This is a genomic window from Neotamlana laminarinivorans (assembly GCF_020523925.1).
Classification (GTDB): domain Bacteria; phylum Bacteroidota; class Bacteroidia; order Flavobacteriales; family Flavobacteriaceae; genus Neotamlana; species Neotamlana laminarinivorans.
In genome coordinates this window covers 59,504-71,604 of the sequence record NZ_JAJAPW010000008.1, presented here as the reverse complement: position 1 = coordinate 71,604, position 12,101 = coordinate 59,504, and the positions used below count along the sequence as shown (strand labels likewise).

9 protein-coding genes and 3 tRNA genes are annotated in these 12,101 nt (G+C 31.2%); 5 read left to right on the top strand and 7 right to left on the bottom strand.

The genetic code is table 11. The features are described 5' to 3' along the window. Position 1: 1 nt before the first annotated feature. Entirely contained in the window at positions 2 to 1,180 is a 1,179-nt protein-coding gene (locus tag LG649_RS14700) for an acetyl-CoA C-acyltransferase (RefSeq protein ID WP_226544577.1), read from the bottom strand. 127 nt (positions 1,181 to 1,307) lie between these two features. Here LG649_RS14700 and LG649_RS14695 point away from each other — a divergent pair, with 127 nt between their 5' ends. The 3 genes from LG649_RS14695 (at position 1,308) to LG649_RS14685 (ending at position 3,635) form a co-directional block, all read left to right on the top strand. Further along, positions 1,308 to 3,356 (top strand): HD family phosphohydrolase, encoded by a 2,049-nt coding sequence (locus LG649_RS14695; protein WP_226544576.1) that lies wholly within the window; start codon positions 1,308 to 1,310, stop codon positions 3,354 to 3,356. 100 nt (positions 3,357 to 3,456) lie between these two features. Then, positions 3,457 to 3,540 (top strand) — tRNA-Ser (locus tag LG649_RS14690). A 20-nt stretch (positions 3,541 to 3,560) separates the two neighbouring features. Then, positions 3,561 to 3,635, top strand: a tRNA-Pro gene (locus LG649_RS14685). Positions 3,636 to 4,358: 723 nt separating this feature from the next. On the opposite strand, the gene LG649_RS14680 is transcribed toward LG649_RS14685, so the two are convergent. From LG649_RS14680 to LG649_RS14655, 6 genes are all read right to left on the bottom strand, one after another. Continuing rightward, complete coding sequence (locus LG649_RS14680; protein WP_226544575.1) at positions 4,359 to 4,940, bottom strand: hypothetical protein; 582 nt, start codon at positions 4,938 to 4,940, stop codon at positions 4,359 to 4,361. 432 nt (positions 4,941 to 5,372) lie between these two features. Beyond that, the gene (locus tag LG649_RS14675) at positions 5,373 to 6,548 is read right to left on the bottom strand and encodes a DKNYY domain-containing protein (RefSeq protein WP_226544574.1); all 1,176 of its coding nucleotides are present in this window, start codon (positions 6,546 to 6,548) and stop codon (positions 5,373 to 5,375) included. A gap of 373 nt (positions 6,549 to 6,921) precedes the next feature. Continuing rightward, entirely contained in the window at positions 6,922 to 7,767 is an 846-nt protein-coding gene (locus tag LG649_RS14670; protein WP_226544573.1) for a hypothetical protein, read from the bottom strand. A gap of 135 nt (positions 7,768 to 7,902) precedes the next feature. Continuing rightward, entirely contained in the window at positions 7,903 to 8,316 is a 414-nt protein-coding gene (locus LG649_RS14665) for a hypothetical protein (protein ID WP_226544572.1), read from the bottom strand. Between the two features lie 1,007 nt (positions 8,317 to 9,323). Continuing rightward, on the bottom strand, positions 9,324 to 9,791 hold the full coding sequence (locus LG649_RS14660; RefSeq protein ID WP_226544571.1) for a DUF305 domain-containing protein: 468 nt from the start codon (positions 9,789 to 9,791) through the stop codon (positions 9,324 to 9,326). A 97-nt stretch (positions 9,792 to 9,888) separates the two neighbouring features. Then, a tRNA-Ser gene (locus tag LG649_RS14655) sits at positions 9,889 to 9,973 on the bottom strand. 183 nt (positions 9,974 to 10,156) lie between these two features. Here LG649_RS14655 and LG649_RS14650 point away from each other — a divergent pair. Continuing rightward, the gene (locus LG649_RS14650; RefSeq protein WP_226544570.1) at positions 10,157 to 10,786 is read left to right on the top strand and encodes an NAD(P)H-dependent oxidoreductase; all 630 of its coding nucleotides are present in this window, start codon (positions 10,157 to 10,159) and stop codon (positions 10,784 to 10,786) included. Between the two features lie 115 nt (positions 10,787 to 10,901). Further along, positions 10,902 to 12,098: a DegT/DnrJ/EryC1/StrS family aminotransferase gene (locus LG649_RS14645; RefSeq protein ID WP_226544569.1), complete on the top strand. Its 1,197-nt coding sequence runs from the start codon at positions 10,902 to 10,904 to the stop codon at positions 12,096 to 12,098. Positions 12,099 to 12,101 lie beyond the last annotated feature (3 nt).

The window sequence follows — 12,101 nt, the reverse complement described above, 5'->3', positions numbered from 1 at the left end:
TTTAATTTCGTTCTATAATAATTGCCGAAGCACCACCGCCACCATTGCAAATAGCAGCTGCGCCAATTTTGGCATTATTTTGTTTTAATACGTTTATTAAGGTTATTAAAATTCTAACACCAGAACACCCTAAAGGATGTCCAAGTGAAACAGCACCACCGTTTACATTTACATTTGCATCGGTTAAACCTAAAATTTTCATATTAGCTAAACCAACTACAGAGAATGCTTCATTAAACTCAAAAAAATCGACATCTTCTAGTTTTAAATTTGCTTTAATTAAAGCTTTTGGTAATGCCTTTGCAGGAGCTGTTGTAAACCATTTAGGTTCGTGCGCAGCATCTGCATAACTTTTAATGGTTGCTAAAGGCTGTATACCTAATTCTGTGGCTTTTTGTTTACTCATTAATATTACAGCACCAGCGCCATCGTTTATGGTAGATGCATTAGCCGCAGTAACTGTTCCGTTTTTAGTAAAAGCGGCTCGTAGGGTAGGTATTTTGTCTAATTTTACGTTTGTAAATTCTTCGTCGGTATCTACTATAATTGGTTCTCCACGACGTTGTGAAACTTCAACAGGTATAACTTCGTTGTTAAACTTTCCTTGTTTCCATGCTTCAGCCGATCGTTTATACGATTGTATAGCGTAGGCATCCTGCTCTTCTCTGGAGAACTCATATTTTTCAGCACAAGCATCAGCACAAACTCCCATAGCGTTTTGGTCGTAAGCATCAACTAAGCCGTCTTTTTGCATACCATCTTCAAGTGTTGCTGGTCCAAATTTTTTGCCTGAACGTGCATGAAAATAATGAGGAATTAAACTCATATTCTCCATACCACCAGCTACAATTATTTCGGCATCTCCCAAGGCAATACTTTGTGCAGCTTGCATAACGGCTTTCATGCCAGAAGCACATACTTTATTTATGGTTGTACAAGGTACAGTATTAGGTATACCAGCATAAATGGCAGCTTGTCGTGCAGGGGCTTGACCTGTTCCTGCTTGTACAACGTTGCCCATTAAAACTTCATCAACTAAATTTGGGTTTAAATCAATTTTATGTAATGCAGCTTTAATTGCTGTGGCTCCTAATTTTGGTGCAGGTATTGTAGAAAGCGCCCCTAAAAAACTTCCTATAGGGGTTCTTGCTGCAGATACTATGATAACTTCGTTATGCATACGCTAATTTGTTTAGTTTAGTACTTGCGAAAATAAGATTTTTTTAATAGATAAATAAGCTATAAGTTGAATATAAAAAATGGATTAAGGCTATATTTTATTACATTTGATTTACACAATACATTTAATGAAAGATTTTATAAACAAACTTTATAGAAACCATTCCTTAATTTATAAAGGCTTACTATTTATTGCAACCACAATTTTTATTGTGTATTTATTTCCTAAAAGCGGTAAATTTAAATATGATTTTGAAAAAGGAAAGCCTTGGCAATCTGAGAACTTACAGGCACCTTTTAATTTTGCTATTAAGAAAACCGATGCAGAAATAGCGGAAGAAAAACAACGAATAAAAGATAATACTCCGTTATATTTTGATGTTGATTTTGAGGTTAAAAATAAAGTTAACACAGATTTTAAAAATCAGTTTAAAAATGCCTTTCCCGATTCTACTTCGGTTTCCGTTTTATCGAATTTAAAAAATATAGGAAGTAAGGTAATAAGTGAATTATATAGTTTTGGAGTTTTAAATGAAGCTTATAATTATTCCGCCGAAAGGCAAATTGTTTTATTAGATGGTCGTGAAATTGCTAAAGATGGTGTTTTTTCTAACCTTATTAAGCAAGATCAAGTTTCAAAAATTATAGATAAAAATTTTAAAGATGATATTTACGGTAGCTATAAACCATACTTTACAGCTTTGTTTTTTGATATTATTGAGCCGAATGTAATTTTTGATAAGTCGTTTACAGAAAAAGTAACCGAGGATGAACTAGCAACTATTTCGTACACTCGAGGAAGTATAGATAAAGAAACCTTAATTATATCTAAAGGTGAAGTTGTTGATGATGAAACATATCAAATTTTAAAGTCTTTACAGATAGAGTATGAGTCTCAGGTTTGGAGCAAATCAAGCTATATTTTAGTGTTAATAGCTTATACTTTATTAGTAGCCTTGGCATTGCTTATGCTTTTATTATTTTTAATGAAATATAGGATTAATGTTTTTGAAAATAACACCAAAGTAACCTTTATATTTTTTAATATATCATTAATAGTTCTAATTTCTACAATGGTGGTTAACTACAACTCGAAGTATATTTATGTAGTGCCTATTTGTATATTACCTTTAGTTTTTAAAGCGTTTTTTGATGCACGTTTAGGGCTTTTTGCACACGTACTAACAGTGTTGCTATTAGGGTTTATTGTACCTAATAGTTACGAATATATGTTTTTACAAATAATTGCAGGTATTGTAACTATTTTAACAGTGTCAGAGCTTTATAAACGTGCCAATTTATTTATTTCTGTAGGGCAAATAACCTTAATTTATATTATTGCTTATTTTGCGTTTTTTGTTATTCATGAAGGGAGTGTAACCGATTTAAAATGGGAAACCTTTATTTGGTTTATTTTATGTGGTCTAGCAACTTTGTTTGTACAGCCTTTAATTTATGTTTACGAAAAGATTTTTGGTTTAGTATCAGATGTGTCACTTTTAGAACTATCAGACACCAATTCTAAGTTATTAAAAGAACTTTCAAATAAAGCCCCAGGAACATTTCATCATTCGTTAAATGTTGCTAATCTTGCCGAAGCTAGCGCCAACGAAATAGGTGCAAATGCTATGTTAGTAAGGGTAGGAGCTTTGTATCATGATATTGGTAAAATGAAAAATCCAACCTATTTTACAGAAAACCAATCTACAGGTATAAATCCGCATCAAGAGCTATCTAATAAAGAGAGTGCACGTGTTATAGTAGATCATGTTATAAATGGTATTGAAATAGCAAGAAAATATAATTTACCAGACAGAGTTATAGATTTTATACGATCGCATCATGGTACTAGTGTTGTATACTATTTTTATGCTAAAGAAAAAAAGGAATTTGAAGACGTTAAAAAAGAAGATTTTAGCTATCCAGGACCAAAACCATTTAGCAAAGAAACATCAATTTTAATGATGTGCGATAGTGTTGAAGCAGCATCAAAAAGTTTAAAAGAACCTACAATAAGTAAAATTGAAGCTTTTGTTGAAAATATAATTGATAAGCAAATTGAAGAAGGACAATTTTTAAATGCTAATATCACTTTTAAAGAAATTCAATCTATAAAAAAAGTGCTAAAGTCCAAATTAGCAAACATTTATCATTTACGAATAGAATACCCGGAATAATTTTTCAAAAAAATAGATAAAAATAGTTGCGCAACTCTTAAGTAAGAGCTACATTTGCAACCGCAAATTTATTGTGAAAGTTCTTAAACTATAAGAAAAAGGAGAGGTGCCAGAGTGGTAATGGAGCAGATTGCTAATCTGTCAACGCGTAAGTGTTGCCCGGGTTCGAGTCCCGGTCTCTCCGCAAAATTAGATAACCACAATCGGGGTGTAGCGTAGCCCGGTTATCGCGCCGCGTTTGGGACGCGGAGGTCGCAGGTTCGAATCCTGCCACCCCGACAAATATGGAAACCATATTAAATTAAAACCTTGTAAATTGTATAATTTACAAGGTTTTATGTTTTTTAGGTATTCATATAATTTGAATTAAATGGTTTAATTCGGTTAACAGTTTGTGAAGTAAAAAAAGCGTTAACTAAATTGGTGGTTAAAACACTGTAATTAAAATAGTTGACTTGACTTTTGTCTTGAATAAATGTTTAACAAAAGGCGACAACTATGCAATCACATCTAACATTTATACTATCCTTTTTGAGGTATTGCTTATCGTATAAAGATAACGAAGTTTCTGTTTATTTACGCATAGCAGTAAATAGGCAAACATCAGTTTACATTGTAAAGAGGCTTTATTACAATGGAATTCAATTGGACTACCTAGTAAATTTAATAGTTTTTATCTTAAATATTATTATAACTAAACTAGGCATTTCAGTTACATAAACCCAACCATATTTTTTAGTAAAAATTATGTCACTATGCCTAGTGGTTTGATCGTGCTCTGTATCGTCCCAGTTTGGTTCAAATTCACAATCATCACTGTTATTTAAAGATTTTGAAGTTGTTGATTTTTAATGGATCATAAATTTTAATTTTTTTTTTGAATTTCTATGAGTTCTTTTTATCAAAATTAGTAAATAATTCAATCAGTCTATATTCTTTGCTTCAAGTTGTTTTACATCTAAAAATGTAAATACTATTAATAAATAGTATTTGTTATTTTTATTACTTTTTGTTTTGTATACTGGTAAAGTAATGTTCAGCGAATTTGCCTTCGTCTGCTTTACTAATAGGAGGTACTTGTATGCGTTGAGAATTTAATTGAAGTTGTTCATCAGACTGTTTGACTATGATGTACTTTGTATTTCCTCCCAGAATATTTGTTGTTAGTTCTTGATTTGAATGCTTATATCTACCTTTCATTATTGATGAAGGAGTTTCTGCACTAAGTGATGTTTTACGTTTAACACCATCTTCAACTACACTAATTTCATATTGATTTTGTTGGATTTTCACAGTATATTCTCCCTTATTTGAAAACGACCAAATGGTTGTATTAAACGGAATTTGTTTCTGTCCTCTGGTGCTATCATTAATAAAAACTACAGAATCTAGTTTCCAATCTCCAATTAACGATGAAATGCCTTTGTTCTTTCCTGCTTCAGGTTCAATATCTACATAATCATATGTGTATGTGGCGTCTTTTATTTTTTTGTTGATACAACTTGTTGTCAATATAACAATTAAACCGATGAAGGTTAGGTGTTTTATTGTTAATATATTTCTTTGTTTTAGTGTTTTATCCATAATTTTATGGAGCTTTCAAATAGATTTTATTGGCTTAATTTGCGAAAACATTGATGCTAAATTTACACGATTATTTTATCTTTTATTTGGTTTGGTGCGTTTGTGTTTTTATTTCAGTAAGGTTCATTATTTGCATTACATCCAAGGGGCTCGGTTTGTCTGTTTAAAGCACCATATTTAATAAAAATTTAAAATAGTAAATTTCAGGCTAATAATGCAAATAAAGTATAAGAGGTAGAGATGGCTCGGTAGAATACTTATGGCAAGCCACAATAAATCTTATAGAAAGCGCTAAAAATTGATCATAACTATCAAGAACTGCAATTTAATATTAAATCAATTTTTAGTTATTAAAAAAACAGAATTAAGCTATAAACAACTTAGCCCTGAAATTTTGAACTTATATACTTTTTATAATAGTATTGGCAGTAATTAATTCGGGTAATTGTCTCTTATTTTATCTCCAACATAAATATGATTCTTGTCTCTATAAATCCATTTATCATGGTCTGTAGGGCCAAAGGTTTCTACATCGGCACCTTCTATTTTTTTTCCAAAATAATAAACCCAATTTTTATCGCTGCTATATTGGTCGTTATCATAAAGCTTAAAGGTTTTAATATCGGCATCCACAATTATTTTACCATTGCAAAAAACATGTGTATCATCTATTGCATAAGCTTTACTAGAGCTTTCTAATACCTTAAAATATGATGTATTGGCTCCTTCAATCAGTAGCCCCTCATAAATCACACTATTATCGAAAAGTAAATAATCGTTATTTAAAAACTTTATACTCTCCTTGTATTTATAGCTAAATTGATTAAGTCGATTTACTTTTTCCCCATCAGCCCACGCTACAAAATCATAGATATTGTTAGCATCGGCAACATATCGGTTGTTTAATATTTTAAAAGTTTGAGGATCTATCTTACAAGGTATAAGATCAAAATATGTTCTTAAGTATACAGTATAATCATCTTTACAAAATGAGTCATTCATTGGAGTGAAGCTTGCATAGTCTACATCTATTTTTTTATAACCATAAAACCAATTCTTAGCATCTTTACTCCAGTTCCAATCATCTGTTTCATAGTAAGTTTCTGGGTCAGCGCCTTCTAGGACAAACAATTTTTTTGTACGTGGTAAGGTGTCTTGTACAGAGTAGGCCATATTATCTATAGGAATATATACATGATCTTTATCTAATGCAAAGTGATTAGCAGCTCTAAACGAAGCAACATGTACTTCATCGTCGATAATAATATCTTTGTAAAAAATATGATTTTTATCTTTTGCAAAATCTCTGCTCAAAGGAATAAAAGTTTGAGGATCTGCATCAACCTTTGAATTTCCAAGTTCGAACCAATTTCCTCCTGGACTGTAACGAATTTGACTATCAGCTTTAGCATAATAGTAATTATTTGAAATTTCTTTGTTAACGGCTCCAGAAAAAGGATTACAAGCTTGACTTATTATTGAAGTAATGCTTAAAAGTATCCATGCTACCGGTGAGCTTTTTGAATTAGTGATTTTTTTTATGAAACTATTGAGAAGCATAAGAAGAAAAAAGCCTGAAATGTAAGGGTGGTTATAAACAAACTGCATATAGTAAAGGTGTATATTCTATGTTAAGTATTGAATAGGGTAAAATTCATGTTGTAATTTGCTTATGGCTTAGGTAGTGATTGATGCGGGAATAAGTAAGCAATTAGCTAAAACTCTTTATTTTGTTTTAATTTTTTCATTTTAAAAGCCAAGGGAAAAGATTTGTACTCTAAAAAAAATAAACTTATTTTTTGGAATAAATACCATATTTTATTCAAAATTAAGTTTAAATTATTATATGTACTAAACTACTAGTTTTAATGCGTCAAGAAATAGTGTTTTACTTATTTCTAATACTCTATCTTCATTTTTATTTTTTAGACCAATCCATAGAAAAGAATGGGTATGTACATCAGAATAACATCCTTCAATATTAAACAATTCTATAATGCTTATTATCTTCCCACATATTCAAAAATGCTATTTTACTTTCTTCATTACCTATAAGTTCTTCAGCAATATTCTTACGTAGTTTTTCTGGCATAGAAGTAAAAGGAAAAGGAATCATAGAAAAATATACTGAAGTATTTACTTTAGTTTGAGGTGTTATAAATTCTTGTAAACTAGGGTCGTTTTTTAATTTTTCTCCTACTTTTTCAAACAATATTTCACAAAGAGAAGATTCAAGTATTTCAAAGAAACTATCCTCATCGTCATCACAATAATTTTTTAATTCCTCTTCTGTAGGGCTCCAATCTTTTGTGTTAAGATCATCAACAAGACTGAAATAGTCATCAAAATCGTCAATATTATCTGCCATACCTTCCCAGTCTTCACTTTCCGCATTATTATCTAATCCTATCTGAAAACCATCTGCAACAAAATCATTACAACGCATAGTTAGATATGCGTATGGTTTTTGTGTATTTGTTGCTGTTTTTGACACATAAACAGGATATTGTTTAATAGCTTGTTTGAATATTTTGAAGATGGCATCTTCCATAAATTCAAACCACTTTTTTTCTATGTTATTATTAGGCTGATCAGCGACAGTTAATAATAGTTTTTTGACTTTTTCGTAGTCAATTTCAAACATTTTACATCCTTCTTTCAAAAATTCGCCTTGAGCCTCCTTTTGTTGAAGTATAAGTGGTATTGCTCCTGTTTTAAGTAATTTTAGTTTTTCTAACCCTTCAGGTAATTCTTCAAGATCATTACATTCTAATATTTCTAGAATTGAATGTTGTATAAAAATTTCGTCAAAATTTACTGTATCCATTTTATGTTATTTAGTATTATGTATCGTTTTTAATAAGATAAGTTGCGTAGTTTAAGTATTAGATAGAAAGTCCTAGTGGACTTTCGTAAGTTGGCTAGAAGCAAGTAATTAATTTAAAAGGTGTTAGCAAAAGTTTTAATTATCAGTATCTTGATAAAATACTTCAATAGAATAATCGGTTCCGTTAGTAGATTGTTGAATTGTGACAGTATTGTTCAGTATGTCAGAAAATTTAAACCATACTGATGATACAACTTGTCCGTTACCTCCAAGATTATCAATTTTCATTATCCCAGAACTTTCATTTTCCCAAGTCCAATTTCCAGTTCCTGTAATTTCATTGCCTAATAATATTATTTTTTGTTCATATTGTCCATCTGCATGAAAATAAATATCTGCAGTAACATTATTGGAATCATACCACCATTTATCAAATAGAGAAGAATTGTTAGTATTTGTAATACTGTCATCATCACTGCTGCAACTTGTAAGCATTGTAAATCCAATTACAAAAATTACGATAAGTTTTAATAGGTTTTTGTTTTTCATAAATTTATTATTATTTATTAATATTCTGTTTAATTGTTGCTAACAATAAATATTAATGTTTGCATGTTGATTTTTAATGTACAACGATTGTTTACAAAAATAAAACCATTGTATTTTATCTAATACCCTGAATTCCGTGAAAAAATGCGATTTCTGATAAATAAACTTATAATAACAATAGAACTTGTCTGAGTTTGTATTACTGCTAACGATCTCGTATAACCATTAGTTACATATAAATATAAGAAGTTTTTCAATTAGCATTGACATTAGTAATTACGAGTGGATTATAGCCAGCACTGAGCGCAGTCGAAAGGTAGTCGAATCCGACGAAATTGCGGTTATACATCTTAAGTGTGCCGTTTTTTTGTTTCAGTCGTTTCTTTATATCCATTCTCTGGTGTAAAAATCTAACGATTTCGACTATTTCATTTTCAAATTTTCTGTAAAAAAAGATGTGATTTTCGTTATTCGATAATTTTTTCGCGTTTGCTCTACGGATTTTCCAATCAGATAGTTGTCAGCAATAAATTCAATTTCTATTATTATTAAGTTTAAATATCTATCCATTAGGTCTTTAGGTCATTTTAAACTAAGCAGCGCTATCGGTTAATTTTACTATAATTTAATTATAAAATTTTATACATTTAATTATTAATAATCAATGAGAAGAATAGATAGCAATTAAAAAATAAATTATTAGTATATGTTAATGCTTTTTATGTTGATTTAGTGTTAGTTAAGTCTTGAATTTGTAGACAAGACGTTCTATTAAAACAAACTATTTAAAGGGTTAACTATTCGGTCAACACGGATTGCCTAGACTTTTAAAAGTATTGATTTTACAGGGTATATTAAATTTGGGTGTTATCCTGCCACCCCGACAAAAAAGCCAGAAACTTATGTTTTTGGATTTTTTTTATTCACTTAGCTTAAACAATAGGTAGTTGTTAAAATTATAAAATGATTTAATTTATAATAACAAAGCTTATTTCAACCCAAATTGTTTATTCTACATTTTTTTGTGCTTCTAAGCGCTTAATCATTGCTTTCATTTTAGCAATCTCCTTTTCTTGAGTTTTTATAATACTTTCAGCAAGTTCTTTTACCTCAGAATCGTTTAAATCAGCGTTTTTACTAGTAAGAATAGCAATAGAATGATGCGGTATCATAGCTTTCATCCATTTAACATCATTTATCGGAATTTGTTTCCGAACTAAAAAAGTAGAAGTTGCCATTAGCAATAGGCTTCCAAACACTATAGCTGTGTTCTTAAGTTTATTCTTATACATTTTTTTCATAAAAATAAACATAATTAAAGCCATTCCGCTAATTCCAATAAAAGTCATGTACATCCTAGTCCAACTAAAAAAAACATCATTTAGTTCGTAAGTATTAAAATACATAGTTATGTACATAGAAGCTGCAGAACAAGCAAGCATTAAAAAAAAGGTAGTATAATTTTTAGTTTTCATTTTATATACTTTTTATTAAAATTAAAAAATGTGATGTCGTATAATTTAACGAAAAGTATATAAAAAACAAAACCCGCAACTAAGTTGCGGGTTTTAGCGGAGAAAGAGGGATTCGAACCCCCGGAGGTGTGACCCTCAACAGTTTTCAAGACTGCCGCATTCGACCACTCTGCCATTTCTCCTTGAGTGCGTCATAAGGTATTTCCTTAATGCGGGTGCAAATATATAATCCTTTTTTAACTCTTTCAAATAAATTTCAATTTTTTTTTCAAAAAAAATTTCAAGCATTAAAAAATGAATTTTTATACAATTTTAGCAATAAACAAATTCCCAAGTATTATTTTTGCTTAGCTACAAAACATTTTATGGATATAATAAAGCAATTAAACTGGCGCTATGCCACAAAAAAATTCGACGCTACAAAAAAAATAACAGACCAACAGCTCGATACATTAAAGCAAGCCTTTAACCTAACCGCAACATCGTATGGTTTACAAACAATAGCCATGGTAGTTGTAGAAAATAAAACTAAGCGCGAGCAATTGGTGCCACACTCGTATAACCAAAATCAAGTTTTAGATGCCTCACATTTATTAGTAATATGCATTCAAGAACATGTAGATGCTACCGATGTTAAAAAATATTACAGCAATATAAAACAAATACGAAACACACCAGACCATATTTTAAAACCTTACCAAGAAGGTCTAATAGCAATGCTCGACAAAAAAACACAAGCAGAGTGTCAACAATGGTCAAAAAATCAAGCCTACATAGCTTTAGGAAATTTAATGACTGTATGTGCAAACATACAAGTAGATGCCTGCCCAATGGAAGGTTTCGTACCCGAAAAATACGACGACATTTTAGGCTTAACCAAACTAGGTTTAAAATCAGTACTACTTTTACCAGTGGGTATAAGAGCCGAAGACGACTTGTTTGCAACACTTAAAAAGGTGCGTAAACCAATAACCGAAACAGTAATAGAAATATAAAAATAAGGGCGTTACCCCAAAGGGGTCGGGCTTTACGTTGCAATCTTTTTATCGTACCTCAAAAAAGGATTTCCACTACAATCCCTAACGCACTACCCAACAAAATAAAAACATCATGCCAGGATTTGAACTATTTGGAGAATTAGAAAAACAACAAGTAAACGATGTGCTAGATAATGGCGTACTAATGCGCTATGGCTTCGATGGTATGCGAAAAGGCCACTGGAAAGCAAAAGAACTAGAAACCGAATTATCTAAAACATTTAAAACAAACCACGTACAATTAGTATCAAGCGGTACAGCAGCCGTAAGCGTTGCATTAGCAAGTGCAGGAGTAGGAGCGGGAGATGAGGTAATTATGCCAACCTTTACCTTTGTAGCCAGTTTCGAGGCTATAATGCTACTAGGAGCCATACCCGTTTTAGTTGATATAGACGAAACACTTTGCCTTAACCCAGAAGCCGTAAAAAAAGCCATAACGCCAAAAACCAAAGCCATAATGGTCGTGCAAATGTGTGGTAGTATGGGAAGCATGGATGCGTTACAAACCATAGCCGAAAATAATGATTTACTTTTAGTAGAAGATGCCTGTCAAGCTATAGGCGGTACTTTTAATGGTAAACCATTAGGTAGTATTGGCCATTTAGGTTGCTTTTCCTTCGATTTTGTAAAAACTATAACCTGTGGCGAGGGCGGTGCTGTAATAACCAATAACGAAAGCTATTATACCAATGCCGACCATTATAGCGATCATGGTCACGACCATGAAGGAAGCGATCGTGGGGCAGAAACACATCCGTTTTTAGGTTATAATTTCAGAATTTCAGAACTTCATGCTGCAGTAGGTTTAGCGCAAGTAAAGCGTTTACCAGAGTTTTTGGAAATTCAGCGTAAATACCTTAAAATATTTCAAGAAGTTGTTGGCGCTTTACCAGAAGTAACTTTACGAAAAGTGCCAGAAGGCGGTATAGAAAGTGGTGCTTTTTTTAATTTCTTTTTACCAGATTTAGAATCAGCTAGAAAAGTAATTCAAGGCTTTAAAGAGGGCGGAATCGATGCATGTTGGAACTATTACGATAATAATTGGCATTATATTCGTAAATGGAACCATTTAAAAGAGCTAAAATCTTTATTCCCAATTTCAGAGGAAGTAAAAACAGGTTTAAAATATTTAGAAAACGCCAATTTCCAAGAATCCGATCATTTTATTGGCCGAAATATTTCATGCTTAATAAAACTTTCATGGACGGAAGATGAAGTTAAAGAGAGAGCAACTAAAATGGCTCAAATTATTAAGTCAGTTTTAAATTAGTTT

What these genes read in the sequence shown, in the direction of transcription:
- LG649_RS14700 (WP_226544577.1), bottom strand. Translation starts at nt 1,180, where the DNA reads ATGCATAACGAAGTTATCATAGTATCTGCAGCAAGAACCCCTATAGGA.
- LG649_RS14695 (WP_226544576.1), top strand. Translation starts at nt 1,308, where the DNA reads ATGAAAGATTTTATAAACAAACTTTATAGAAACCATTCCTTAATTTAT.
- LG649_RS14680 (WP_226544575.1), bottom strand. Translation starts at nt 4,940, where the DNA reads ATGGATAAAACACTAAAACAAAGAAATATATTAACAATAAAACACCTA.
- LG649_RS14675 (WP_226544574.1), bottom strand. Translation starts at nt 6,548, where the DNA reads ATGCAGTTTGTTTATAACCACCCTTACATTTCAGGCTTTTTTCTTCTT.
- LG649_RS14670 (WP_226544573.1), bottom strand. Translation starts at nt 7,767, where the DNA reads ATGGATACAGTAAATTTTGACGAAATTTTTATACAACATTCAATTCTA.
- LG649_RS14665 (WP_226544572.1), bottom strand. Translation starts at nt 8,316, where the DNA reads ATGAAAAACAAAAACCTATTAAAACTTATCGTAATTTTTGTAATTGGA.
- LG649_RS14660 (WP_226544571.1), bottom strand. Translation starts at nt 9,791, where the DNA reads ATGAAAACTAAAAATTATACTACCTTTTTTTTAATGCTTGCTTGTTCT.
- LG649_RS14650 (WP_226544570.1), top strand. Translation starts at nt 10,157, where the DNA reads ATGGATATAATAAAGCAATTAAACTGGCGCTATGCCACAAAAAAATTC.
- LG649_RS14645 (WP_226544569.1), top strand. Translation starts at nt 10,902, where the DNA reads ATGCCAGGATTTGAACTATTTGGAGAATTAGAAAAACAACAAGTAAAC.